Raw genomic sequence first — 23440 nt, 5'->3', positions numbered from 1 at the left:
TTGGCCCACAGCTATCTGAAGGCGTCCGACCTGCCCCAGGCTCTGCCGGTGTTTCCGCTGGGCGGCGTGATCCTGCTGCCGCGGGGTCAGCTGCCGCTCAACATCTTCGAGCCGCGCTATCTGAACATGATCGACGACGCGATGGCGGGCGACCGGCTGATCGGCATGATACAGCCGTCGGGCGGGCCCAAGACCCTGCCCAGCCTGACGCCCGTGGGTTGCGCCGGGCGCATCACCAGCTTCGCCGAGACGTCGGACGGACGCTATCTGATCACCCTTACAGGGGTGGCGCGCTTCCGCGTCCAGGCCGAGCTGCCGAGCGCGGCGCCCTATCGCCAGGTGCGCGCCGAGTTCGCCGCCTATGAAGGCGACCTGAAGCCGGACGAGGACGAAGTCGACTTCGACCGGCCGGAGTTCCTCGAGGCTCTGAAGCTCTATCTCGAGCGCCGCGGGCTGGACGTGGACTGGGAGACGGCGGAAGCCGCGCCGCCGGAGGCGCTGGTCAACAGCCTGGCCATGGCGCTGCCGTTCGAACCGGCGGAGAAGCAGGCGTTGCTGGAGGCGAGGACCCTGGCCGACCGGACCGGGGCCCTGACCGCGCTCATGCGCATCGACGCCGCCGAGGGCGGCGACGGGGACGCGCCGCTGCAATAGCGGAACAAGGGTTGCGAAGGCCCGGCCGAGGGCGCATCTGCGCGGCCATGACCGATCTCGCCTCGACCCGGCCGTCCGGCCTGCCCCAGCCCCGCGAATACCGGGGGATCAACTGGATCGGGGTCCGGACCCTGTATCTTCGCGAGGTGCGCCGGTTCTGGAAGGTCGGGGCCCAGACCGTCGCCGCGCCGGTGGTCACGACGCTTCTCTACATGATGGTGTTCGTCGTCGCGCTGCAGGGCGCGCGCCCGCCGCTGCACGGCACGCCCTTCGGCGAGTTCGTGGCGCCCGGCCTGATCATGATGGCGATCCTCAACAACGCCTTCGCCAACGCCTCCTCCAGCCTGATCCAGGCCAAGATCATGGGCACGGCGACGGACTTCCTGACCCCGCCGCTGAGCCCCTTCGAGCTGGCGGTCGGCTTTTCGCTCGGCGCGGCGACGCGCGGGCTGCTGGTCGGAGCGGCGACCGCCCTGTGCGTCCTGCCCTTCGCCCGGCTGGGTCTGTCGAACCTTCTGGCCGTCGTCTATTTCGGGGCCATCGCCTCCCTCCTCATGGGGTTGATCGGCGTGGTGGCCGGCCTGTGGTCGGAGAAGTTCGACCACCTGGCGGCGGTTCAGAACTTCATCGTCATGCCGATGACCTTCCTGTCGGGGACCTTCTATCTGGTCGAGAACCTGCCTGAGCCCTTCGCCACGATCAGTCACTGGAACCCGATGTTCTATCTGATCGACGGCTTCCGCGCGGGCTTCATCGGCCATGCGGAAGGCAGCCTGGCGATCGGCGTCGTGGTCAGCCTGGCGCTGACCGTGGTCATGGCCTGGGTCTGCTGGACCCTGTTCCGCACGGGCTGGCGGCTGAAGAGCTAGGCGTTCGCCCGGCCCCTGGCGTCCGGATCGACGGCGCCGCCGGGGCCCGCGTCGTTCTCGGTGTCGCCCTCGACCGTGTTGTCGCCCTCGATGGGCTCAAGGCCCTCGGCGCGGTTCAGACCCGGCGACTGGCCGATCCCGGGATTGCGCTGAAGATCGTCAGGTCCCTTCACGGGCTGCCGGTCCGGTGCGGGGTGATTGGACATCTGAGCCTCCTGAGTTGCGCCTCGCCAACCGGGCGACCGCCGACGGGTTCCGGCTTGACCGCCGCATGCGGTCCCGAAGAGATGCGTGGTCAGGGAGGACCTCATGATCCGCACACTGCTCTCCGCGGCGCTGGGCGCCGCGCTCGTCGCCACGCCCGCTTCGGCCCAGGACGCCGCCGCGGACCTGGAGACCGCCGCCGCCGCCTGGGTGCAGCCGTCCAACGCCGAGCGCTTCCGCGTGCTGACCGAACAGCTGACGGCCGCGGGGCTCGATTATGAGGTCCAGGCCTTCGAGGGCGGCAACGGTCGCACCGGGCCGTTGGAGGGCCGCAACGTCGTCGTGACGATCGGGCGCGGACCCGTCGACATCGTCCTGACGGCCCACTACGACGCCGTGCCGCTGGAGGGCGGCTTCTCGCAAGGGATCGTCGACAACGCGGGCTCGGTGCTGGCCATGATGCAGGCGGCGGTTCGGTTACGGGAGACGAGCGCGGCCGAGCCGTTCCCGTACCGCTATGTCTTCGTCTTCACCGATCAGGAGGAGCTGGGCCTGATCGGAGCGCGGAAGTGGCTGGAGAGCGCGGACCGGTCGCGCATCGCGGCGGTGATCAACGCCGACGTCGCGGCCTATGGCGACACGGTCATGTACGGCGAGAACAACGGCGAGCAGTCCGCCGGGCTGCTGCGGGCGCTGCGGCTGCAGTGCGCCGAGCGCGCCGTGACCTGCGTCGGCTTCCCGGTCTATCCGCCCAGCGACGACCGGGTGTTCTCGGCCGCCGGTCTACCGGTGCTGTCGCTGGGGACCCAGGACGCGATCGGCGCCCACCAGATGTGGCTGGCCTTCAACGGCGGCGAGACGCCGGGCCTGCGCGAAGGCTTCGTCCCGCCGGTGTTCCAGCGCATCCACTCGACCGGCGATGTGCTGGACCTGTTCGAGGGCGAGGATGTGGCCCGGTTCGGCGCCTTCATCGCCGACCTGGCGCTGCGGATCGCGATCGACCACGCCGCCGGCGGTTGACTAAGCCCGGACGGGGTTCGACAACGCCAGGCCTCTGAGGCGCGCCCGTCCGGCGCGCCGCCACGCCTGAGGGAGCCTGCCGTGTCCGGTCACATCATGGGTGTCTACAATCGCGCGCCGCTGGAGGTGGAGCGCGGCGAGGGCGCCCGCCTCTACGCCACGGACGGCACGGCCTATCTGGACTGCGTGGCGGGCATCGCCACCAACGCCCTGGGTCACGCGCACCCTCGCCTTGTCGAGGCGGTGAAGGCCCAGGCCGACAAGCTGTGGCATGTCTCGAACATCTTCCGCATCCCGGGGCAGGAGGAGCTGGCCGACCGGCTGTGCGCCGACAGCTTCGCCGACGTGGTGTTCTTCACCAATTCGGGCACCGAGGCCGTCGAGTGCGCCCTGAAGACGGCGCGCAAGTACCACTCCGCCAACGGCGCGCCGGAGCGAGTCGAGATCTACGGCTTCGACGGCTCGTTCCACGGCCGGTCCTACGCGGCGATCAACGCGGCGGGGAACCCTGGCTACGTCGAGGGATTCGGGCCGCGCCTGCCGGGCTACACCCAGCTGACCTTCGGCGATCACGAGGCGATCAGGGCCGCGATCGCGAACCCGACCACAGCCGCCATCATCGTCGAGCCGGTGCAGGGCGAGGGCGGGGCGCGCGCCATCCCCGAGGTCTGTCTGAAGGGTCTGCGGGAGCTGTGCGACCAGCACGGCGTCCTGATCATCTTCGACGAGGTCCAGTGCGGCATGGGCCGGACCGGCAAGCTGTGGGCCCACGAATGGGCCGGCATGGCGCCGGACATCATGGCGACGGCCAAGGCGCTGGGCGGGGGCTTCCCGATCGGCGCCTGCCTGGCCTCGGAAAAGGCGGCCAAGGGCATGACCGTGGGCGTGCACGGCTCGACCTTCGGCGGCAATCCGCTGGCCATGGCGGTCGGACTGGCGGCCTATGACGAGATCTCGAAGCCGGAGACCCTGGCGCACGTCAACGAGATCGCCGGCTATCTGAAGCAGCAGCTGCACGGGCTGAAGGAGCGCTTCCCCGACGTGATCGTGGACATCCGGGGCAAGGGCCTGCTGATCGGGATCAAGCTGGTCCCGAACAATCGCGAGTTCATGGCCTGGGCCCGGGACGGCCAGCAGCTGCTGGTCGCCGGCGGCGGCGACAACTGCGTGCGCCTGCTGCCGCCGCTGACCCTGACCCTGGAGGAGGCGCGCGAGGCGATCGCCAAGCTGGAACGCACCTGCGAGGCCGCCCGCACCCGGACGGCGGCCTGACGGCGAGCTGAACCAAGGGATCACAACGAGCACGGCGATGCACGACGGACACGACGGGGCCGGCGCCATCTCGTCTGAGGTGAACCGCATCGGGCGAGCCGTCATGGACGCGGCGTTCGCCGTTCATCGCGAACTGGGTCCGGGTCTGTTGGAGGGCGTATACGAGCATTGCCTCGCTGCGGACCTGGCTCGTGGAGGTCTTTCTGTCGAACGGCAGGTCGCCGTGCCCGTCGAATATCGCGGCGAACGCATCGATGCGGGGTTTCGGCTCGACTTGCTGGTGGAGCGTCGAGTTATCGTCGAGGTGAAATCGATCGACGCCCTAGCGTCGATCCATACGGCTCAACTTCTGACATACTTAAGATTCGCACAGGTGCGGCTGGGCTACCTTGTGAACTTCAACAGCCTGCGTTTGAAGGATGGATTTCGCCGGATCGTGCTCTGACTTTCGTTCCGGTGGTGTGCGCCGGCTTCGTTGTGTTCCTTGTGCTTCGTCGTGTTCGTTGTGATTCTCTTTCGTCCTTTCCAGTCCATAGGCTGATGCCATGACCCGCCACTTTCTCGACATTCACCGGCTGGAGGGGTCGGAGCTGCGCGCGATCCTGGACGACGCGCACGCCCGCAAGGCGGCTCGGGCCGGCTGGCCGAAGGGGCGGGCGGACGCGGACGCGCCGGCGAAGGATCGCGTGCTGGCGATGATCTTCGAGAAGAACTCGACCCGGACCCGCTTCAGCTTCGACGCCGCCATCCGGCAGCTGGGCGGCGCTTCGATCATCGCCACGGCCTCGGACATGCAGCTGGGTCGCGGCGAGCCGGTCGAGGACACCGCCCGGGTGCTGTCGCGCATGGTCGATGCGGTGATGATCCGCGCCAACCGGCACGAGGACGTGGAGAACTTCGCGCGCGTCTCGACCGTCCCCGTGATCAACGGCCTGACCGACCGCAGCCACCCCTGCCAGATCCTGGCGGACCTGCAGACCATCGAGGAGCATCGCGGGCCGGTGGCGGGCAAGACCATCGCCTGGGTCGGCGACGGCAACAACGTCTGCGCCAGCTTCATCCATGCGGCGCCCAAGTTCGGCTTCACCCTGAACGTGGCCTGCCCGGCCGAGTACCATCCCGACCTGTTCGACCTGCAGAAGGGCGGGGCCGCGGTTCACCTGACCGGTGATCCGCGCGAGGCGGTGGCGGGCGCGGACGTGGTGGTGACCGACACCTGGGTGTCCATGGGCGATCAGGACTATGAGGCGCGGCTGGAGGCGTTCGACGGCTACGGGGTGGATGACGCCCTGATGGGACTGGCCGCGCCGGACGCGGTGTTCCTGCACTGCCTGCCCGCGCACCGGGGCGAGGAGGTGACCGACGCGGTCATCGACGGCCCCCGCTCGCTGGTCTGGGACGAGGCGGAGAACCGCATCCACGCCCAGAAGGCGGTCCTGGCCTGGTGTCTGCGGGGGTGACGCCGGTCCGCGGGCCCGCCCGGCGCGCGAACCGGCTTGCGGTTCCTTTACCGACGCCGCACTAGTCAGGGGCCATGCCCGACCAGACCGACAAACAGACCTTCTCCGACGACGAGGCGCTGGAGTTCCACCGCCGGCCCACGCCCGGCAAGATCTCCATGGCGCCGACCAAGCCCATGGCGACCCAGCGCGACCTGTCCCTGGCCTACTCGCCGGGGGTCGCGGTGCCCGTGCGGGCGATCGCGGAGGAGGCGGACCGGGCCTACGACTACACGTCCAAGGGCAATCTGGTCGCCGTCATCTCGAACGGCACGGCGATCCTGGGGCTGGGCAAGCTCGGCCATATGGCGTCCAAGCCCGTGATGGAGGGCAAGGCGGTCCTGTTCAAACGCTTCGCCGACATCGACAGCTTCGACGTGGAGGTGAAGACCACCGACCCGGACGAGTTCGTCACGGTCGTGAAGAACATCGGCGACACCTGGGGCGGCATCAATCTGGAGGACATCAAATCTCCGGAATGCTTCATCATCGAGAGCCAGCTCCAGGACGAGCTGGACATCCCGGTCTTCCATGACGACCAGCACGGCACGGCGATCATCTCCACCGCCGCCCTGATCAACGCCTGCGAGATCACCGGCCGGAACATCGAGGACGTGAAGGTCGTGCTGGTGGGCGCCGGCGCGGCCGGCCTGTCCTCCATCGGCCTGATGAAGGCCATGGGCGTGAAGGCCGAGAACACCACCGTGGTCGACCTGGCGGGGGTGGTCTATCGCGGCCGGGCCGAGCACATGGACCAGTGGAAGGCCGTCCACGCCACCGACACCCACAAGCGTACGCTCGCCGAGGCGATGGTGGGCGCCGACGTGGTGCTGGGCCTGTCGGCCAAGGGCGCGATCACGCCCGAGATGGTCGCGTCGATGGCGGACAAGCCGATCATCTTCGCCATGGCCAACCCGGACCCGGAGATCACCCCGGAAGAGGTTCACGCCGTGCGCCCGGACGCGATCGTGGCGACGGGGCGGTCCGACTACGCCAACCAGGTCAACAACGTGCTGGGCTTCCCCTACATCTTCCGGGGCGCGCTGGACGTGCGGGCCCGGCGGGTGAACCACGAGATGAAGATCGCCGCCGCCCGGGCGCTCGCGGCCCTGGCGCGGGAGGACGTGCCGGACGAGGTGGCCATGGCCTATCGCGGCCGGCGGCTGAAGTTCGGTCCGGACTACATCATCCCCACGCCGTTCGATCCCCGACTGATCTGGTACGTGCCGCCGTTCGTGGCGCAGGCGGCCATGGACACGGGGGTGGCGCGAAAGCCGATCGAGGACATGGACGCCTATCGGACCGAGCTGCGCCAGCGGCTGGATCCGTCCGCGGCCCTGATGCAGAAGATCGCCTCGGCCGTGCGCGCGGCGCCCAACAAGAGGGTCGTGTTCGCCGAGGGCGAAGAGCCGGCGGTGATCCGCGCGGCCTGGGCCTTCAAGCAGTCCGAACTGGGCACGCCGATCCTCGTCGGGCGCGAGGATCTGATCCGTCAGAACGCGATGGAAGCCGGCCTGCGGTTCGACGAACTGGGCATCGAGATCGTCAACGCCCGCGTCTCCGAACACAATGCGCTGTACACGGACAGTCTGTACGAGCGGCTGCAGCGGCGCGGCTATCTGCGGCGCGACGTGCAGCGGATGATCAACCAGGACCGAAACTACTTCGCCGCCGCCATGGTCAGCCACGGCCATGCGGACGCGGTGGTCACCGGCGTGACGCGGAACTTCAACATGGTGCTGAAGGAGGTCCGCCGCGTCCTGGACGTGAAGGAGCGGCTGATCGGCCTGTCGATCCTGCTCGCCAAGGGCCGCACCCTGTTCGTCGCCGACACCTCGATCCACGAACTGCCGGACGCGGAGGAACTGGCCGAGATCGCCATCCAGGCGGCCGCCACGGTGCGCAAGCTGGGCCGCAATCCGCGCGTGGCCTTCCTCAGCTATTCGACCTTCGGCAACCCGCCCGGCGACCGGGGGGAGAAGGTGCGCGAGGCCATCCGCATCCTGGACGCCAAGGGGGTGGACTTCGAATACGAGGGCGAGATGCCGCCCGAGATCGCGCTCGATCCGGACGCGCGGTCGAACTATCCGTTCATGCGCCTGTCCAAGGACGCCAACGTCCTGGTCATGCCGGCGATCCACTCCGCCTCGATCTCGACCCGCCTGGTCCAGGCGCTGGGCGGCGCGACCGTGATCGGGCCCTTGCTGGTGGGGCTGGAGAAGTCGGTCCAGATCGTCAGCCTGGGGGCGTCGGTGTCGGAGATCATCACCGCCGCGACCTTCGCCGCCTATGAGGAGGGCGTCGCCGACGAGGACCCGCCCGAACCGATCCGGGCCGCCGCGCAGCGGGAGCCGGACGCGACGCCGCAGCCCGCCCCGGCGCCGCGCCCCCGCACCTCGGTCCCGCCGACGTCCTGAAGCCTCAGCTCTCGGTTTTTGGTTGTTCCGCCTGCTGACGCCGGGCGACCGTGAAGGCCAGCCCGACCGCGATGACGCCGATGGTCACCGAATAGGTGAAGAAGGTCACATAGCCGGCTCCGAGCGAGACGGGCGTGACGCCCGCGATCTCGGCCCCCTTGGCGAGCGATCCCTCCGGCAGGCCGGCGAACAGGGGCCTGAAGACGGAGGTCGGCCCGCCCGCCTCGGCCATGCGCGCCGAGCCTTCCACGATGCGGCCGGACTGGGAGGCCAGGATCTTGCCGAAGATGGCGTAGAGCGAGCTGAACAGGGCGTATTGGGTCGCGGTGAAGCCCGACGCCGTCAAGCTGGACATGTAGACGATCAGGGCCGTGCCCGCGACGCCGGTGGCGAAGTTGTCGATCGTGATCGCCGCGTACAACGCGGGCATGCTGGGCCCCTGCGTCGCCAGCCAGATGAAGATCAGATTGGACAGCGGGCTGGCGAAGACACCGATCACCATGGTGCGGACGATGCCGAGGCGGCTCACCAGCCACGCGCCGGCCGCGATGCCCGCCATGGAGGCGACGACGCCATAGACTTTCCGCACCTCGGCGATCTGGGTCAGGGTGAAGCCGAGGTCCTGGTAGAACGGGTTCATGATGTTCAGGACGAAGTCGGACAGCCGATACATGCAGATCAGCGCCAGGATCAGCAGCCCGAAGCGACCGCCGAAGCGGCGGAAGAAGTCGCCCAGAGGCTCGCCGTAGGCGCGCCGCAGATACGCCCCCGGCCGGGTCGGGGCGCCCGGCAGGGGCACGCAGGCCAGGGCGATCAGCCCCAGTCCCGCGAGCACGGCCGGGAACTGGATGAAGATGCCGGTCTCGCGCGCTTCCCACACGGCCTTGAAGGCTTCGGCCTGGGCTGGCGTCTGGCCGAACCAGCCGGCCAGGACGTTCAAAAAGGTCGCGTTGGCGGCCAGCCCCGAGCCGGCCAGCAGGGCCCCGCCGAGGATCAGCAGGCCTCGGCCCGCCCACTCGACAACCTCGAGCGCCGGCTTGGCTTCCATACCCTCGGTGAAGCGCGTAGGCGGGCGATTGTAGGCTTCGCGGGGAGCCAGCACCGTCGCGCCCAGGGCGATCAGCATACAGGCCGCCATCACCGCGTAGGACAGGTTCCAGCCGTAGGCGTCCGCCAGCACCAGCGGCAGCGCGCCCGCCACGATCATGGCGATGCGGAAGCCCCACTGATAGGCCGCCGCCATGGTGCCGTAGAAGGTCTCGTCCACGACCTCGATGCGCCAGGCGTCGATGGCGATGTCCTGGGTCGCGCCGCAGAAGCCGACGAGCACGGCGATCAGCGCCACTTGACCGAGGTTGAGCGACGGATCGGACCCGGCGATCGCCCATAGGCCGATCACGATCAGGCCCTGCATCAGCAACATCCACGAGCGCCGCTGACCCAGTAGTCGATACAACAGAGGCAGCTTGAGGCGATCCACCACCGGGGCCCAGACGAACTTGAGCGCGTAGGACAGGGTCGCCAGGGCGAAGACGCTGATGGTGGAAAGGTCCAGCTCCGCCTCGCGGAGCCACGCTGACAGGGTGTCGAAGATCAGGAAGAACGGCAGGCCCGCCGAAGCCCCCAGGAGCAGCATCACGAACACCCGTCGGTCGCGCAGCGACTTGACGAATTCCCAGGTGGTGAGCCGCTTGCTCTCACTCATGAAGGCGTCCCTCTCGACGCCCCCCGGCGTCTATCCGGCGACGACCTTGGCGCGGTTGTCGCCGAAGGTCCAGCGGGCCAGCGCGGCGCGGAGCGCCTCCAACTCCAGCGGCTTGGCCAGGTGGTCGTCCATCCCGGCCTCCAGACAGGCGCGGCGGTCCTCCGGGAAGGCGTTGGCGGTGACGGCGATGATCGGCGTGCGGTCGCCCCGGGCCCGGAGCGCGCGCGCCGCCGTCGGCCCGTCCATGCCCGGCATGCGCATGTCCATCAGCACGAGGTCGTAGCGGGCCTGGGCCAGGGCGGCCAACACCTCCTGGCCCGACCCGGCGGTCTCGACCACGCAGCCCTCGCGGCGAAGCAGCGTCTTGGCCAGAAGCGCCCCGACAGGATTGTCCTCGGCCAGCAGGACCCGAAGGCCGTGGAAGCGGACCGGCGTGATGCGGTCGTCGTCGGCGGGCGGCGGCGGGGGCGGTCCCGGGCGGCGCATCGTGCTCGCCCCCGCGCCGGCGGCGGCCAGAACCCGCTCCGTCAGCGACGCCGGCCGCAGCGGCTTGATCAGATAGCCGTGGTAGCCCATCGCCCGGTAGCGCGGGATCAGGTCGCGGGCCTCCGGCGCCAGCAGCACGATCGCCTGACCGCCCGCCGGACGCGGCAGGGGCGGGGCGCTCGGTCCGGCGGCGTGATCGACCAGCCAGACGTGCGGCGCCGGCGAGACGCGGGCGCCGGCGGCCTTGGCCTGGCTCTCGGCGGTCAGGCGCAGGATGGGGTTGTCGGAGCAAACGGCGATCTCGAGCGCCTTCAGCGGCTTGCCGGCGACGTGGGCGACCCCCGCCGGCTGGAAGGCCGCTTCGAAGCTGAAACGCGATCCGCCCCGGTCGCCGCCCTTGCGGACGGGCCGGTCGCCGACCGAGACCGAGCCGCCCATCGCCTCGGCGAGGCGGCGCACGACCGCCAGCCCAAGCCCCGCCCCGTCGTGGCGCACGGCGTCGCCGCCGACGGCGTGGCCGAACTCCTCGAAGATGCGGGTCCGCGCGTGGACGGGCACGCCCGGTCCGGTGTCGTCGACGCGGAAGGCCAGCCGCGCGCCCTCATCGGCGTCGCCGACGCGCTCGACGTGAATCCAGACGCCGCCGCGGTCGGTGAACTTCACCGCATTGCCGGCGAGATTGAACAGCACCTGCCGCAGGCGGCCCTCGTCGGCCAGGATCGGGGGCACGTCCGGCGCCACGGTCCAGGCGATCTCCAGGCCCTTGTCGAAGGCGCGCGGGGCCAACAGCTCGGCGACCCCCTGCACCAGGGTGGGGACGTCGACGCGGCTGAGATCGAACTCCAGCCGGCCGGCGTCCAGCCGGGCGTAGTCCAAGAGGTCGTTGACCAGGCCGAGCAGATGTTCGGCCGAGCCCTTGGCGGCGTCCAGATAGGCGCGCTGGGCCCCGTCCAGCCGGGTGCGCGACAACAGGCCGAGCATGCCGATGACGCCGTTCAGGGGCGTGCGCATCTCGTGGGACATGAGCCGCAGGAACTGGTCCGGCGCGCCCTCCGCCGTGTGGTTCTCATCTGGTCCGCGATCGTCGCCCCGCGCCATGCCGCACTCCGTCGTTCGAAAGGAGGCTAGCGGCGAAGCGTTAAGGCGGGCTCAAGCGCCGGATCAGCCGACCTTCACCCCGCGCCAGAAGGCGATCCGGTCCCTGATCTCGGCCGCCGCGTCCTTGGGGTCCGGATAGTACCAGGCCGCGTCCGGGTTCTCCGCGCCGTCGACGACCAGGGTGTGGTAGCCGGCCGTGCCCTTCCACGAGCAGACGGAGGTCGTCGCGCTGTCCTTCAGGTAGTCCGCGTTCACCGAGGCGCGCGGAAAATAGTGGTTGCCCTCGACCACCACCGTGTCATCCGACTGGGCGATGACCGCCCCGTTCCAGGTGGCCGTGACCATGGCGGGCTTCCTTCTGCGGTTCAGGTCTTGAGACGATAGCCGGTCCGGAAGATCCAGGCGACGACCGCCAGGCAGGTCAGGAAGAAGCCAAGTGTCGCAACCAGGCTGATCCCCACCGCCACGTCGCCCTCGCCGAAGAACGACCAGCGGAAGCCGGAGATCAGATAGACCACCGGATTGAACAGGCTGACCGTCCGCCAGGCGGGCGGCAGCATGTCGATCGAATAGAAGGCGCCGCCCAGGAACGTCAGCGGCGTGACGATCAGCATGGGAATGAAGTTCAGCTGCTCGAAGCTCTGCGCCCAGATGCCGATGATGAAGCCGAACAGGCTGAAGGTGGCCGAGATCAGCACGAGGAACCCGATCATCCAGACCGGGTGCAGGATCTGGAGCGGCACGAACAGCGCCGCCGTGGCCAGGATGATCAGCCCCAGGATCAGCGACTTGGTCGCCGCCGCCCCGACGTAGCCCAGCACCGTCTCCAGCGGCGAGATCGGCGCCGACAGCAGCTCGTAGATCGTCCCGGTGAACTTGGGGAAGTAGATTCCGAACGAGGCGTTGAAGATCGAATTGGTGAACAGGCTGAGCATGATCAGCCCGGGCACCAGGAAGGCGCCGTAAGGCACGTCGGACACCTCGGTCATGCGGCCGCCGATCGCCGCGCCGAACACGACGAAGTAGAGCGAGGTGGTGATCACGGGAGTGATGATCGACTGCCAGACAGTGCGCAGCGCGCGCGCCATCTCGAAGCGATAGATGGCCCAGACGCCATGACCGTTGAACGCCATCACGCCGCCTCCCGCCCGTCGTGGACCAGGCCCACGAAGATGTCCTCGAGCGAACTCTGCCGCGTCGACAGGTCCTTGAAGCCGATGCCGAGGTCGCTCATCCGCCGCAGCAGCGACGGCACGCCGGTGCGCTCGGCATGGGTGTCGAAGACGTACTCCAGCTCCTGGCCCTCGGCCTTGAGCTCCAGCGCCCAGTCCGACAGCTCCGGCGGCAGGACCGCCAGCGGCTCCTGCAGCTGCAGCGTCAGGGTCTTCTTGCCGAGCCGCATCATCAGAGTGCTCTTCGCCTCGACCACCACCAGCTGACCCTTGAGGATGACGCCCACCCGATCGGCCATCTCCTCGGCCTCCTCGATGTAGTGGGTGGTCAGGATGATGGTGACGCCCTGATCGCGCAGACGGCGCACGAGCGCCCACATGTCGCGACGCAGCTCCACGTCCACGCCGGCGGTCGGTTCGTCCAGGAACAGGATGTCGGGCTCATGGCTGAGAGCCTTGGCGATCATCACCCGGCGTTTCATGCCGCCGGACAGGGTCATGATCTTGGCGTCCTTCTTGTCCCACAGGCTGAGGTCCCTGAGCACCCGCTCCACATGGCCCGGGTTCGGCGCCTTGCCGAACAGGCCCCGGCTGAAGCTGACGGTCGACCAGACGCTCTCGAAGGCGTCGGTGGTCAGCTCTTGGGGCACCAGGCCGATGAGTTGGCGGGCCTTCCGGTAATCCTTCTGAATGTCGTTGCCGGCGACGCGCACCTCGCCGCTCGTCGGCGTGACGATGCCGCAGACGATGGAGATCAGCGTCGTCTTGCCCGCGCCGTTGGGCCCCAGCAGGGCGAAGATCTCGCCCTTGCCGATCGTCAGATCGACGCTCTTGAGAGCCTGAAGTCCGGATCTGTAAGTCTTGGTGAGGCCCTCGACCTCGATCACCGGCGGCATGCGTGGTTCGACCTTCCCCTGCGTCGCGGGGCCGCAGATAGGGCGCGCTAGCCTCATCCTCAAGGGCGAGCGGAGCCTTTCGCCCGGCGGCGGGTTCATGCGCCCATGACCGCCGTAGCGCCGGACCGCATCGCCGCCGAGCTTGGACGCGCAGCCCGCCGGCTGGCCCGGCGGCTGCGCCAGCCGCACATGTCCCTGCCGACAGGTTGGCTGGAGCTGGCCGCGCGGGTCGGCTACGGCGCGCGCGGCTTCGTCTACCTGACCGTCGGGCTGATCACCGTCCTGGCGGCCGCCGACGTGCTCGGCGAGGCCGCGGGCACGAGCGAGGCCGTCGCCGCCGTGGCGCGCCAGCCGTTCGGCCGGCTGTGGCTGATCCTGCTGGGCGCCGGCCTTTGGGCCTTCGTGCTGTGGCGCGGGCTGCAGGCGGCGCTGGACGCGGACCGGCAAGGACATTCGGCCAAGGCCCTGGCGACGCGCGCGGGCCAGGCGCTGAGCGGTGTCTTCTACGCCCTGATCGCCTCGACCGTGTTCGAGCTGCTGGATGAGATCGAATCGTCCCCGACGGCGCAGTCCACGGCGGAGAACCAGGAGAAGGCCGCGATGCTGCTGTCGCTGCCGTTCGGGGACCTGCTGCTGTGGGGCGTGGGCTTCGCCATCCTCGCCATCGGCGTGGGCAATGTGGTCCGGGCGGTCATGGACGACTTCACCGACGGACTGGGGTGTTCCGAGCGTCTGCGGCGGCGGCTCTCGATGCTGGCGCGGGCGGGATACGCGGCGCGCGGCCTGGCCTATCTGCCGCTGACCGCCTTCACCTTCCTGGCCGCCCACAGGAGTTCGAGCGCGGAGGTGACCAGCTTCGGCGACGCCTTGCAGGCGCTGGAGAGCATGCCGGCGGGCTCCTGGCTGCTCGCCGCGACGGGCGCGGGCCTGATGGCGTTCGGCGCCTTCGCCTTCGTGGAGGCGCGCTTTCGCCGCATCCGGGAGCCGCGTCTGCCCGGATGAGGCGTCTTGCGTCGGTCGGGTCCGCGGGTCCACCCTGCGTCCCGTTCTGGGAGCCCGCCATGAAGCGCCTCGTCGTCCTGGTCGCCTCCGCCGTCCTCACCGCCTGCTCGTCCGGGCCGCTCGTGCCCGAGACCCAGCGGTTCGGCCCGTCGCCGACCCTGCCCGAGCCGAGCAGCCGGCTCTTGCCTCTGGTCAACATCGCGCCGGTCGCTCGCTGGAGCGCGAGCCGGGCCCCGATGCCCGCGTCCGGCCTGCGGGTGCAGCCGTTCGCCGAGGGGCTGGATCATCCCCGGTGGCTCCATGTCCTGCCGAACGGCGATGTCCTGGTCGCCGAGACAAACGCGCCGCCGAAGCCGGCGAACCTTGGCGGGGGGCTGCGCGGATGGATCACGCGCCTGGTGATGGCCCGGGCCGGCGCGGGCGTTCCGAGCGCCAACCGCATCACCCTGCTCCGCGACGCCGACGGCGACGGCGTGGCGGAGATCAAGACCGCCTTCATCGAGAACCTGTTTTCTCCGTTCGGCATGGCCCTGGTCGGCGATCGGCTTTACGTCGCCAATGCGGACGCGGTGGTCAGCTTTCCCTATCGCGAGGGCCAGACCCGCATCGACGCGCCCCCCGTGAAGGTCGCCGACCTGCCCGCGGGCCGCAATCATCACTGGACCAAGAGCCTCGTCGCCAGCCCGGACGGGCGGCGGCTTTATGTGGGCGTCGGGTCAAACTCCAACATCGCCGAGCACGGCATGGCGGAGGAAGTGAATCGGGCCGCGATTCTGGAGATCGATCCCGCGACGGGCGCGACGCAGGTCTACGCTTCGGGCCTGCGCAATCCGGTCGGGCTGGACTGGAACCCCGTGACCGGCGAGCTCTGGACCGCCGTCAACGAGCGCGACGAGCTCGGCAACGACCTCGTGCCCGACTACATGACGTCGGTCCGGCGCGGCGCCTTCTACGGCTGGCCGTGGAGCTACTGGGGCCAGACCGTCGACGCCCGTGTCAGGCCCCGGAACCCGGAGATGGTCGCCCGGGCCGTCGCGCCGGACTACGCGTTGGGGGCGCACACGGCCTCGCTCGGCCTCGCCTTCGCCACCGGCGCGGCGCTCGGTTCGGATTACGCCGAGGGAGTCTTCGTCGGTCAGCACGGCTCGTGGAATCGGGAGCCGCCCAGCGGCTACAAGGTGATCTTCGTGCCGTTCGAGAACGGTCGTCCGGCGGGGCTGCCGCGCGATGTGCTGACCGGCTTTCTGAGTGCGGACGGCGAGGCGCAGGGTCGCCCGGTCGGCGTCGCCATCGACCGTCGCGGCGGGCTGCTTGTCGCGGACGACGTCGGCAACGTCGTCTGGCGGGTCTCCCGCGCGGACTGACGAAGCGCGAACGCCCTCCCGCGGGCGGGAGGGCGTCCTGGCGTTCGGCCGGTGCGATCAGGCGTCGGGAACCTGCACCACGATCGGGGCGGGATCAGCGGCGGGCGGCGACACGCTCACGCGCGGCGCGGGCTCGTAGGGGCGCGGGCCCACCGGCTCCGGCGCGGGCTCCGGCTCGGCCGGCGCCTGGGGCGAGGGGGCCGGACTCGGCGCCGGGGCGGCGCGTCGCGCGGGCGGAGCGGCGGGGGCGGCCGCCGGGATCGGCGCCGGCGGCTCGAACGTCGGCAGCGGCGTCTCGGTCTCCGCGGCGGTCGGAGCGAGCGGCGCTTCGATCATGGGCGCCGAGGCCGGTTCGCTGGCGACCTCCGCGCCGCCCATCGGCTGGGGCTCGTCGGCGGTGACCGCCAGGGCGGTCAGGCCGCCGAGCGTGATCAGCGACACGGGCGCCAGCACCATCCAGGTCCGAACGCCCTTCTTCTTGCGGTTGCGGCGCGCATAGACCGGCGTATAGGCCTCGCCGCCGGCGTTGAGCTCGTCCCGGCGAATGTCTTCGTTCTGATCGTGTATCGACATCTTGGCCTCCTTCAGGCTGGCCAAGGTAACGGCGTCAGGCGAACGGAGTTGCCGTCGCCCCGAAAGCATACCGACTTCGCCGCAACTGTGGCTTTATTGAAGCCAGTCCGGGATCTGATCGCGGGCGAGCATCTGGTCGTAGGTGGGGCGCTGACGGACGACGGACCAGCGCGCTCCGTCGGTCAGAACCTCCGGGGCCAGCAGGCGGCTGTTGTACTCGTTGGCCATGCTCGCGCCGTAGGCGCCCGCGCCGGTGAAGGCCATGAGAGCCCCGGCCTCCACGGGCGGCAGGGGCCGGTCGCGGGCGAAGGTGTCGCCGGTCTCGCAGACCGGCCCGACCACATCGTGAGCGATCGGCGCCGCCGACGTCAGGTGGACCGGCTTCAGATCATGGAAGGCGTCGTACAGCGCGGGCCGCATCAGATCGTTCATGCCCGCGTCCAGAACCAGGAACCTGCGCCCGTCCGGCCGGACGTTCACATGAACCACCCGGGTGAGGAGGACGCCGGCGTTGGCCGCCAGCAGCCGGCCGGGCTCGAAGGTGGCCTGCACCTCCAGGCCTCGAAGCACCTCCGCCGCCATCGCCGCATAGTCGGCGGGGGAGGCGGTCGGGGCGCCGCCGGCGTAGGGGACGCCCAGGCCGCCGCCCAGGTCCAGACGGGTGACCTCCAGCCCTCGGGTCCGCAGGGTCAGGGTCATGTCGCGCAGGACGCCGAACGCGGCCCTCAGCGGCGCGAGATCGGTGATCTGGCTGCCGATGTGGCAGGCGAGCCCCACGGGCGTCACGGCCCCTGACGCGGCGGCCTCGGCATAGAGCGCCAGCGCCTCCTCGGGCGCCACGCCGAACTTGTCGGTCGCGCCGCCGGTGGTGATCTTCGCGTGGCCGCCCGCGCCCACCTTGGGGTTCACGCGGATGGCGACATCGACGCCGCGCCCCAGGTCGCGCGCGACGGCGATCAGCCGCTCCAGCTCGGGCCGGCTCTCGACGTTGATCTGGCGCACGCCCGCTCCGACGGCGAAGGCCAGTTCGGAGTCCGCCTTGCCGACGCCGGAGAAGACGATCCGATCGGCGGGCGTCCCGGCCGCGAGGGCGCGCCGTATCTCCCCCTCGGACACGGTGTCGGCGCCGGCGCCGAGCCGCGCGAGCGTCGCCAGCACCGCCAGGTTGCCGTTGGCCTTGACCGCGAAGGCGATCAGCGGATCGCGCAGGGCGTCCGGATGCGCGCCGATCGCCTCGGCCAACACCCGATAGTGCCGTCGCAGGGTGGCGGTGGAATAGACGTAGGCCGGCGTGCCGACCTCGGCCGCGATCGTCTCAAGAGAGACGTCCTCCGCATGCAGGACGCCGTCGCGATAGTCGAAGTGGTCCAAGGCCTATCGCGGGTCCCGGCCGGCCGAGGTTCCGCCGAAGGGGTTCGAAGGCCCGCCGTCGATCGGCTGCTGGCTGGAAGGCCGGTTGACGGTCGCGGGCTCGACCGGGCCAGGCTCGGCCAGCTCGCCCATCCGGCCGCAGCCGGCCAGCGCGCCCGCGGCGGCCAGGATCAAAAGAGCGCCCTTCTTTGCGGTCATGACAGACGCGACCTCCATTCCGCGATGCGCGCGCGAACCCCGTCCGGCGCGGTCCCCCCAAAGCTCAGGCGACTGGCGCAAGAGGCCTCAGGCGACAGCACCTTGTAAACCGCTTCGGTGACGCGGGGCTCCAGCGCCGTCAGCTCAGCCAGCGGCAGTTGCCCCAAATCCACGCCCAGCGCCTCCGCGCGCTTCACCGCCGCGCCGGTGACATGGTGGGCCTGGCGGAACGGCAGGTTCAGCTCCCGCACCAGCCAGTCGGCGAGATCCGTGGCGGTCGAATAGCCCGATCCCGCCGCCTGACGCATCCGCTCCAGGTTCGGGCGAAGCGCCGCGACCATCGCCATCATGGCGGTCAGGGCCAGGTCCAGGGCGTCGAACGCCTCGAACACCGGCGGCTTGTCCTCCTGCATGTCCTTGGAATAGGCCAGCGGCAGGCCCTTCATGACCGTCGTCAGGGCGATCAGCGAGCCGGTGATGCGTCCGGTCTTGGCCCGCACCAGCTCGGCCGCGTCGGGGTTCCGCTTCTGCGGCATGATCGAGGAGCCGGTGGTCAGCTCGTCGGGCAGGGTGACGAAGCCGAACTGGGGCGTCATCCAGATCACGATCTCCTCGGCCAGGCGCGACAGGTGCCCGGCGCAGATCGAGGCGGCCGACAGGCTCTCCAGCGCGAAGTCCCGGTCCGACACCGCGTCGAGCGAGTTGGCCATCGGCCGGTCGAAGCCGAGCTCTGCCGCCGTCGCGTGGCGGTCGATGGGGAAGGGCGAGCCGGCCAGGGCGGCGGCGCCCAGCGGGCTCTCATTCATGCGGGCGCGGGCGTCGGCGAAGCGGCCGTGATCGCGGCCGAACATCTCCACATAGGCCATCAGGTGATGGCCCAGCGTCACCGGCTGGGCGGGCTGGAGATGGGTGAAGCCCGGCATCAGGTCGCCCGCGTGCGCCTCGGCCCTGTCCAACAGGATGCGCTGCAGGGCGTGCAGCTGTGCGAGCGTGCGGTCGCAGGCGTCGCGCACCCACAGGCGGAAGTCGGTGGCCACCTGGTCGTTGCGGCTGCGCGCCGTGTGCAGTCGACCGGACGGCGCGCCGATCAGCTCGCTGAGCCGGGCCTCCACATTCATGTGGATGTCCTCGAACTCGTCGCGGAAGGGGAACGTCCCGTCGCGGATCTCCGCCTCGATCCGGTCTAGCCCGTCGAGGATGGCCGCGCCGTCGTCCGCCGAGACGATCCCCTGCGCCATCAGCATGCGGCAATGGGCGCGCGAGCCCTTCAGGTCCTGTTCCCAAAGCCTGTGATCGACGCCGATCGAGACGTTGATGGCCTGCATGACCTCGGCGGGCTTGGCGGAGAAGCGCCCGCCCCATAAGGTCTGGCCTTCGCCGGAGCCGCGCGTGGGGACGCCGGCGGCGGACGGGGCGTCGGAAGAAGAGGTCATGGCGGTCTCGAAGAGGATCGGCTGGATGGTCGCAGGCGTCGGCGCGCTAGTGCTGGTCGGCGGCGGCGCGCTCGCGACCCTATACGCCACCGGCGCCGGGCCTTTCAAAGCCGAAGGTGAGCCGGCGACGGCGGCCCAGAGCGAGCTGGCGCGCTTCGCCGAGGGGCCGCTGCAACGCCTGAACGCCCCCATGGAGCCCGTGCCCGCGCCGGACCACGTCTTCTACGACCGCGAGGGGGCGGAGACGCGCCTGGCCGACTTCCGGGGGAAGGTGGTGGTGGTGAACCTGTGGGCGATGTGGTGCGCGCCGTGCCGCACGGAGATGCCGACGCTCCAGCGGCTCGCCCAGGCCTACGCCGACAACGACCAGCTTGTGGTCCTGCCGATCAACGTCGACACCGGCGAGACGGCGATCGCGGACGCGCGAAGCTTCATCGACGTGCACGAACCCTTGCCGATGTATTCGGATCCGGAGTTCCAGCTGCCGTTCCAGTTCCTGGATCCCGGCAAGATGCCCCAGACGATCCTGATCGACCGTCAGGGGCGTGTCCGCGCCGCCCTGTCGGGAGAGGCGGACTGGGCGAGCCCCGAAGCCCGCGCCCTGGTGGACGCGCTGCTGGCGGAGCCCGCCTGAGGCGTCAGTACGCCCGCTCGGTCTCGGCCTCGGCCTCGGCCCGGGCGTCGATCTCGGCGCGCGTCTCGGCGGCCGACTCGGCCATGGCGTCGGTCGCCTGGTCGATCTCGCGGGCGGCGCTCTGGGCGCCCGCCTCGATGGCCGCGCCGACCTGGGCCGCCTCTTCTCCGAGGGCCGCGGCGGCCTCCTCGGCGCCGGACTCGATCTCCTGACCGGCCTCGGCGGCTTCGGCCTCGGTGCGTTCCTCCTCGGCCTCGGTGCAAGCGACGGCGCCCAGCGACAGCAGCGTCGCGGCGGCGATGGCGGTGATGCGGTTCATCGATCAGTCCCTCCGGTGCGTATCAACCTTCGCCGTAACGCCGACGGGCGGGGAGGGTTGCGCGAGAAGGACGTGCCGACGTGGTGGCTGGGGGCGGGCTCGAACCGCCGACCTGTGGGTTATGAATCCACCGCTCTAACCAGCTGAGCTACCCAGCCCCGGCCGGGCGGTCGTCGAAGGACCCCGGCGTCGAGAGGCGAGCGCTATATACGCGGGCGGGCGCGTCGGCAAGTCGCGGAACGGCGACGCTCGGCCTACGTTAGAACGACCGCATCATCGACTAGGGGATCCCCTCATGCGCCATGCCTGGTTCGCCGCCGCCGCCGTCGCGGCCTTCGCCACCGCCTGCTCGGCCCAGGAGCCCGCAGCCCCCGCGCCCGAGGGCGCGCCGGTCGAAACGCGCGCGCCGAACGCGCCGGATCAGCAACCGGCCTTCGAGGGCCAGACGCGGGCGCCGGGGGTGCGCACCTCGGTCGCGCTGGCGCATCAGGTGGTGATCGACGGTCTGGAGCATCCCTGGGGCCTGGCGCAGCTGCCGGACGGCCGCTGGCTGGTGACCGAGCGTCCCGGGCGTCTGCGCATCATCGGCGCGGACGGGACGCTCAGCGCGCCGGTGCAGGGCCTGCCCGAGGTCTTCGCCCAGCGGCAGGGCGGCCTGCTCGATATCGTCGTCGGCCCGACCTACGCCGAGGACGGCCTGGTCTACTGGAGCTATTCCGAGCCCCGTGGCGAGACCGGCAACGGCACGGCGGTGGCGCGCGGTCGCCTGTCGGCGGACGGAACCCGCATGGAGGACGTGCAGGTGATCTTCCGCGCCGTGCCGCCCTACGGCAACGGCATGCACTACGGCTCGTCGCTGACCTTCGACCCGCAGGGCCGGCTCTACATCACCGTGGGCGAGCGGTCCGACCGCCAGACCCGGCCCCAGGCCCAGCAGCTGGACAGCCATTACGGCAAGACCATTCGCATCAACGCCGACGGCTCCGTCCCGGCCGACAACCCGTTCGTGAACCGCGACGGCGCCCTGCCCGAGATCTTCAGCTGGGGCCACCGCAACGCCCAGGGCGCCGCCACCGACCCGGCCGGGCGGGTCTGGACGATCGAGCACGGCGCGCGGGGCGGCGACGAACTGAACCTGGAGATCGCGGGCGCCAACTACGGCTGGGGCGATGTGACCTACGGCATCGAATACAACGGCCAGATCATCGGCGAGGGAATCACCCAGCGCGAGGGCGTCACCCAGCCGGTCTACTACTGGGATCCGGTGATCGCGCCCGGCGGCATGACCTTCTATGACGCCGATCTGGTGCCTGAATGGCGCGGGAACGCCTTCGTGGCGGGTCTCGCGGGCGAGCACCTCGCGCGGCTGGTGATCGAGGGCGACCGGGTGGTCGGGGAGGAGCGCCTGCTGACCGACCTGGGCGAGCGGGTGCGCGACGTGACCGTGGGCGCGGACGGCGCGCTCTACGTCGTCACCGACGAGGATGACGGCAAGGTGGTCCGGCTGGGTCCGGCGGGCTGATCACCGCCGCCGGAACAGGCGCGAGGCCAGCCAGCCCGCGCCGGCGGCGAACAGCACGCTGACGAGGCCGTACAGCCAGGGGCGGCGCGTGGCGAAGTTGTAGACGTCGCGCTCCAGCCCCACCTTCTCGACCGTCATGGTCAGGTTGGACACCGACACCGGCGCACCGTCCTGAAACAGCCAGACCTGGGCGGCGTACTGGCCGGTGGGCGCGGAGGCCGGGAGCGTCACGTCGGCGCGAAAGAGGCCCTGATCGACGAAGCGGACCCCGCCCGGATCGCTTTCGTACAGCCCCTCGGTCGTCTTCAGCCGAATGACGGCGCGTCGCCACTCCAGATAGTCGTCGCCCAGGCGGCTGACGACCACGTCGCGCACCCCGTAGCGCGTGACGGTGCGGCTCTCCTCCGGCGCGTCGATGCGCAGGTGATCCAGGCCGATCGCCAGCCGGCGCAGCTGGCCGAAGTCGGCGATGTCCGCCAGCGGCCGCGTGGAGGCGGTGGCGTAGAAGCTCGGCGCCCCTTCGAAGAGCACGGGCCGGCTGTTCAGCCAGAGGCCGGCCACCTGCCGCTTCCGCACCAGACGCACGGGGGCGTCGGGCCCGCGGATGACCACCACCACGTCGGCCGGTGTGTCGGTGGGGTTGAAGACTGCTCCGAACAGCACCACCGAGGCGCCCGTGAAGCCGGCGTCCACCCGGATGCGCGCGTCGGTCAGGCTGGCGGACACGCTGGGCTGCTCCAGCGTCAGCACGGTCTCGGAAGGCGGCGGGGGCGCGGGCGGCAGCGCGGGGACCGGGATCACGACGCCACCCCGGGCGCGACGGCGAACACCTCGCTGGGCCGCACGAACAGCTCCAGCCCCATCTGCAGGCCCACCAGGAGGACGATGAGCCCCAGCGCGGCGCGCAGCTCCTCGGCCCGGAAGCGGGTGGACAGCCGGGCCCCATACTGGGCCCCGATCACGCCGCCCACCAGCAGCAGCGTCGCCAGGACGATGTCCACGGTCTGGTTGCGGCCGGCCTGGAGCACGGTGGTGATGGCGGTGGTGATGATGATCTGAAACAGGCTGGTGCCGACGACCACCTGGGCCCGCATGCGCAGGACATAGAGCATGGCCGGCACCAGGATGAAGCCGCCGCCCACCCCCATGATCGCCGACAGGATCCCGGCGAACACCCCGAGGGCGAACGGCGGAATGGCGCTGATGTAGAGGCCGGACTTCGGAAAGCGCATGCGCAGGGGCAGGCCGTAGAGCCACAGGGGACGTCGGCGCGGCTGGGGCCGGGGCGTGATCCCGCGCCTGCGGTTCAGGATCTGGGTCAGGCTCTCCTTCAGCATCAGGGCGCCGATGGATCCGAGGAAGATCAGGTAGGCGACCGAGACGACCAGGTCCGCCTGGCCGAGCAGGCGCAGGTAGCGGAAGATCTCCACGCCGACGACGGCCCCGGCGGCGCCGCCGGCCGCCATGACGATCCCCATGCGGTAATCGACGGCCTTCTGCAGCGAGTAGCTGATCACGCCCGAGGTGGAGGAGGCCACCACGTGGCTGGCCTGGCTGGCCACCGCGACGGCGGGCGGGACGCCGAGGAACACCAGCACCGGGGCCATGAGGAAGCCGCCGCCGATGCCGAACAGGCCGGACACGAAGCCGACCACGGCGCCGAGCAGGACCAGCAGCGGCGCATTCACCGAAACCTCGGCGATCGGCAGATAGATATCCAAAGGACGCGCCT

General features: G+C 70.3%; 24 protein-coding genes and 1 tRNA gene. 11 read left to right on the top strand and 14 right to left on the bottom strand.

What is annotated here, in order from left to right; translation table 11 throughout:
- Together ACFFGE_RS12840 and ACFFGE_RS12835 are read left to right on the top strand one after the other, a co-directional pair.
- Complete coding sequence (locus ACFFGE_RS12840; RefSeq protein ID WP_376836830.1) at positions 1–654, top strand: LON peptidase substrate-binding domain-containing protein; 654 nt, start codon at positions 1–3, stop codon at positions 652–654.
- A gap of 47 nt (positions 655–701) precedes the next feature.
- Positions 702–1523, top strand: a complete 822-nt coding sequence (locus tag ACFFGE_RS12835; protein WP_376836829.1) for an ABC transporter permease — start codon at positions 702–704, stop codon at positions 1521–1523.
- Here the strand turns inward: ACFFGE_RS12835 and ACFFGE_RS12830 are convergent.
- Entirely contained in the window at positions 1520–1729 is a 210-nt protein-coding gene (locus ACFFGE_RS12830; protein WP_376836828.1) for a hypothetical protein, read from the bottom strand. The two genes, ACFFGE_RS12835 and ACFFGE_RS12830, sit on opposite strands and share 4 nt — an antisense overlap.
- A 103-nt stretch (positions 1730–1832) precedes the next feature.
- Here ACFFGE_RS12830 and ACFFGE_RS12825 point away from each other — a divergent pair, with 103 nt between their 5' ends.
- From ACFFGE_RS12825 to ACFFGE_RS12805, 5 genes are all read left to right on the top strand, one after another.
- Positions 1833–2747: a M28 family metallopeptidase gene (locus ACFFGE_RS12825; protein ID WP_376836827.1), complete on the top strand. Its 915-nt coding sequence runs from the start codon at positions 1833–1835 to the stop codon at positions 2745–2747.
- Positions 2748–2843: 96 nt separating this feature from the next.
- A complete protein-coding gene (locus ACFFGE_RS12820) occupies positions 2844–4019 on the top strand; it encodes an aspartate aminotransferase family protein (RefSeq protein ID WP_376836853.1) in 1176 nt (391 codons plus the stop codon).
- A 37-nt stretch (positions 4020–4056) separates the two neighbouring features.
- Complete coding sequence (locus tag ACFFGE_RS12815; protein ID WP_376836826.1) at positions 4057–4464, top strand: GxxExxY protein; 408 nt, start codon at positions 4057–4059, stop codon at positions 4462–4464.
- 100 nt (positions 4465–4564) lie between these two features.
- Complete coding sequence (gene argF / locus ACFFGE_RS12810) at positions 4565–5479, top strand: ornithine carbamoyltransferase (protein ID WP_376836825.1); 915 nt, start codon at positions 4565–4567, stop codon at positions 5477–5479.
- A gap of 74 nt (positions 5480–5553) precedes the next feature.
- Positions 5554–7935, top strand: coding sequence for an NADP-dependent malic enzyme (locus tag ACFFGE_RS12805; RefSeq protein ID WP_376836824.1), 2382 nt, complete (start codon positions 5554–5556; stop codon positions 7933–7935).
- Between the two features lie 4 nt (positions 7936–7939).
- Here ACFFGE_RS12805 and ACFFGE_RS12800 read toward each other — a convergent pair whose 3' ends face one another.
- The 5 genes from ACFFGE_RS12800 to ACFFGE_RS12780 form a co-directional block, all read right to left on the bottom strand.
- Positions 7940–9640 carry an AmpG family muropeptide MFS transporter gene (locus ACFFGE_RS12800; protein ID WP_376836823.1) on the bottom strand — a complete coding sequence of 567 codons (1701 nt, stop codon included), beginning with the start codon at positions 9638–9640 and terminating at the stop codon, positions 7940–7942.
- A gap of 30 nt (positions 9641–9670) precedes the next feature.
- Entirely contained in the window at positions 9671–11224 is a 1554-nt protein-coding gene (locus ACFFGE_RS12795) for a response regulator (RefSeq protein ID WP_376836822.1), read from the bottom strand.
- 63 nt (positions 11225–11287) lie between these two features.
- The gene (locus ACFFGE_RS12790; RefSeq protein ID WP_376836821.1) at positions 11288–11569 is read right to left on the bottom strand and encodes a DUF427 domain-containing protein; all 282 of its coding nucleotides are present in this window, start codon (positions 11567–11569) and stop codon (positions 11288–11290) included.
- A 20-nt stretch (positions 11570–11589) separates the two neighbouring features.
- Complete coding sequence (locus ACFFGE_RS12785; RefSeq protein ID WP_376836819.1) at positions 11590–12357, bottom strand: ABC transporter permease; 768 nt, start codon at positions 12355–12357, stop codon at positions 11590–11592.
- A complete protein-coding gene (locus ACFFGE_RS12780) occupies positions 12357–13292 on the bottom strand; it encodes an ABC transporter ATP-binding protein (RefSeq protein ID WP_376836818.1) in 936 nt (311 codons plus the stop codon). The genes ACFFGE_RS12785 and ACFFGE_RS12780 overlap by 1 nt, the downstream gene beginning before the upstream one ends.
- A gap of 105 nt (positions 13293–13397) precedes the next feature.
- Between ACFFGE_RS12780 and ACFFGE_RS12775 the strand changes: the two genes are divergently transcribed.
- Both ACFFGE_RS12775 and ACFFGE_RS12770 read left to right on the top strand, forming a co-directional pair.
- On the top strand, positions 13398–14294 hold the full coding sequence (locus ACFFGE_RS12775; protein ID WP_376836817.1) for a DUF1206 domain-containing protein: 897 nt from the start codon (positions 13398–13400) through the stop codon (positions 14292–14294).
- A 59-nt stretch (positions 14295–14353) separates the two neighbouring features.
- Positions 14354–15658 carry a PQQ-dependent sugar dehydrogenase gene (locus ACFFGE_RS12770; RefSeq protein WP_376836816.1) on the top strand — a complete coding sequence of 435 codons (1305 nt, stop codon included), beginning with the start codon at positions 14354–14356 and terminating at the stop codon, positions 15656–15658.
- Positions 15659–15715: 57 nt separating this feature from the next.
- Here the strand turns inward: ACFFGE_RS12770 and ACFFGE_RS12765 are convergent, their stop codons facing one another.
- From ACFFGE_RS12765 to argH, 4 genes are all read right to left on the bottom strand, one after another.
- Entirely contained in the window at positions 15716–16231 is a 516-nt protein-coding gene (locus tag ACFFGE_RS12765; RefSeq protein ID WP_376836815.1) for a hypothetical protein, read from the bottom strand.
- A gap of 93 nt (positions 16232–16324) precedes the next feature.
- Positions 16325–17602 carry a diaminopimelate decarboxylase gene (gene lysA, locus ACFFGE_RS12760; RefSeq protein ID WP_376836814.1) on the bottom strand — a complete coding sequence of 426 codons (1278 nt, stop codon included), beginning with the start codon at positions 17600–17602 and terminating at the stop codon, positions 16325–16327.
- 3 nt (positions 17603–17605) lie between these two features.
- Positions 17606–17800 carry a hypothetical protein gene (locus tag ACFFGE_RS12755; RefSeq protein WP_376836813.1) on the bottom strand — a complete coding sequence of 65 codons (195 nt, stop codon included), beginning with the start codon at positions 17798–17800 and terminating at the stop codon, positions 17606–17608.
- Entirely contained in the window at positions 17797–19233 is a 1437-nt protein-coding gene (gene argH, locus ACFFGE_RS12750; protein ID WP_376836812.1) for an argininosuccinate lyase, read from the bottom strand. The genes ACFFGE_RS12755 and argH overlap by 4 nt, the downstream gene beginning before the upstream one ends.
- Between argH and ACFFGE_RS12745 the strand changes: the two genes are divergently transcribed.
- Positions 19232–19867, top strand: coding sequence for a TlpA family protein disulfide reductase (locus ACFFGE_RS12745; RefSeq protein ID WP_376836810.1), 636 nt, complete (start codon positions 19232–19234; stop codon positions 19865–19867). The genes argH and ACFFGE_RS12745 overlap by 2 nt on opposite strands.
- 4 nt (positions 19868–19871) lie before the next feature.
- Here the strand turns inward: ACFFGE_RS12745 and ACFFGE_RS12740 are convergent, their stop codons facing one another.
- Entirely contained in the window at positions 19872–20186 is a 315-nt protein-coding gene (locus ACFFGE_RS12740) for a hypothetical protein (RefSeq protein WP_376836809.1), read from the bottom strand.
- A gap of 81 nt (positions 20187–20267) precedes the next feature.
- Positions 20268–20344, bottom strand: a tRNA-Met gene (locus ACFFGE_RS12735).
- A gap of 137 nt (positions 20345–20481) precedes the next feature.
- Between ACFFGE_RS12735 and ACFFGE_RS12730 the strand changes: the two genes are divergently transcribed.
- Entirely contained in the window at positions 20482–21708 is a 1227-nt protein-coding gene (locus ACFFGE_RS12730; RefSeq protein ID WP_376836807.1) for a PQQ-dependent sugar dehydrogenase, read from the top strand.
- Here ACFFGE_RS12730 and ACFFGE_RS12725 read toward each other — a convergent pair whose 3' ends face one another.
- Both ACFFGE_RS12725 and ACFFGE_RS12720 read right to left on the bottom strand, forming a co-directional pair.
- Positions 21709–22509: a TIGR02186 family protein gene (locus ACFFGE_RS12725; protein ID WP_376836806.1), complete on the bottom strand. Its 801-nt coding sequence runs from the start codon at positions 22507–22509 to the stop codon at positions 21709–21711.
- Positions 22506–23429 carry a sulfite exporter TauE/SafE family protein gene (locus tag ACFFGE_RS12720; RefSeq protein WP_376836805.1) on the bottom strand — a complete coding sequence of 308 codons (924 nt, stop codon included), beginning with the start codon at positions 23427–23429 and terminating at the stop codon, positions 22506–22508. Before ACFFGE_RS12720 ends, ACFFGE_RS12725 begins: the two co-directional genes overlap by 4 nt.
- Positions 23430–23440 lie beyond the last annotated feature (11 nt).

The organism is Brevundimonas balnearis, assembly GCF_042434805.1.
In the GTDB taxonomy this organism is placed as follows: domain Bacteria; phylum Pseudomonadota; class Alphaproteobacteria; order Caulobacterales; family Caulobacteraceae; genus Brevundimonas; species Brevundimonas balnearis.
This window is presented reverse-complemented; position numbering and strand designations above follow the sequence as displayed.

What these genes read in the sequence shown, in the direction of transcription:
- ACFFGE_RS12835 (WP_376836829.1), top strand. Translation starts at nt 702, where the DNA reads ATGACCGATCTCGCCTCGACCCGGCCGTCCGGCCTGCCCCAGCCCCGC.
- ACFFGE_RS12830 (WP_376836828.1), bottom strand. Translation starts at nt 1,729, where the DNA reads ATGTCCAATCACCCCGCACCGGACCGGCAGCCCGTGAAGGGACCTGAC.
- ACFFGE_RS12825 (WP_376836827.1), top strand. Translation starts at nt 1,833, where the DNA reads ATGATCCGCACACTGCTCTCCGCGGCGCTGGGCGCCGCGCTCGTCGCC.
- ACFFGE_RS12820 (WP_376836853.1), top strand. Translation starts at nt 2,844, where the DNA reads ATGGGTGTCTACAATCGCGCGCCGCTGGAGGTGGAGCGCGGCGAGGGC.
- ACFFGE_RS12815 (WP_376836826.1), top strand. Translation starts at nt 4,057, where the DNA reads ATGCACGACGGACACGACGGGGCCGGCGCCATCTCGTCTGAGGTGAAC.
- argF (WP_376836825.1), top strand. Translation starts at nt 4,565, where the DNA reads ATGACCCGCCACTTTCTCGACATTCACCGGCTGGAGGGGTCGGAGCTG.
- ACFFGE_RS12805 (WP_376836824.1), top strand. Translation starts at nt 5,554, where the DNA reads ATGCCCGACCAGACCGACAAACAGACCTTCTCCGACGACGAGGCGCTG.
- ACFFGE_RS12800 (WP_376836823.1), bottom strand. Translation starts at nt 9,640, where the DNA reads ATGAGTGAGAGCAAGCGGCTCACCACCTGGGAATTCGTCAAGTCGCTG.
- ACFFGE_RS12795 (WP_376836822.1), bottom strand. Translation starts at nt 11,224, where the DNA reads ATGGCGCGGGGCGACGATCGCGGACCAGATGAGAACCACACGGCGGAG.
- ACFFGE_RS12790 (WP_376836821.1), bottom strand. Translation starts at nt 11,569, where the DNA reads ATGGTCACGGCCACCTGGAACGGGGCGGTCATCGCCCAGTCGGATGAC.
- ACFFGE_RS12785 (WP_376836819.1), bottom strand. Translation starts at nt 12,357, where the DNA reads ATGGCGTTCAACGGTCATGGCGTCTGGGCCATCTATCGCTTCGAGATG.
- ACFFGE_RS12780 (WP_376836818.1), bottom strand. Translation starts at nt 13,292, where the DNA reads ATGCCGCCGGTGATCGAGGTCGAGGGCCTCACCAAGACTTACAGATCC.
- ACFFGE_RS12775 (WP_376836817.1), top strand. Translation starts at nt 13,398, where the DNA reads ATGACCGCCGTAGCGCCGGACCGCATCGCCGCCGAGCTTGGACGCGCA.
- ACFFGE_RS12770 (WP_376836816.1), top strand. Translation starts at nt 14,354, where the DNA reads ATGAAGCGCCTCGTCGTCCTGGTCGCCTCCGCCGTCCTCACCGCCTGC.
- ACFFGE_RS12765 (WP_376836815.1), bottom strand. Translation starts at nt 16,231, where the DNA reads ATGTCGATACACGATCAGAACGAAGACATTCGCCGGGACGAGCTCAAC.
- ACFFGE_RS12755 (WP_376836813.1), bottom strand. Translation starts at nt 17,800, where the DNA reads ATGACCGCAAAGAAGGGCGCTCTTTTGATCCTGGCCGCCGCGGGCGCG.
- ACFFGE_RS12745 (WP_376836810.1), top strand. Translation starts at nt 19,232, where the DNA reads ATGGCGGTCTCGAAGAGGATCGGCTGGATGGTCGCAGGCGTCGGCGCG.
- argH (WP_376836812.1), bottom strand. Translation starts at nt 19,233, where the DNA reads ATGACCTCTTCTTCCGACGCCCCGTCCGCCGCCGGCGTCCCCACGCGC.
- ACFFGE_RS12740 (WP_376836809.1), bottom strand. Translation starts at nt 20,186, where the DNA reads ATGAACCGCATCACCGCCATCGCCGCCGCGACGCTGCTGTCGCTGGGC.
- ACFFGE_RS12730 (WP_376836807.1), top strand. Translation starts at nt 20,482, where the DNA reads ATGCGCCATGCCTGGTTCGCCGCCGCCGCCGTCGCGGCCTTCGCCACC.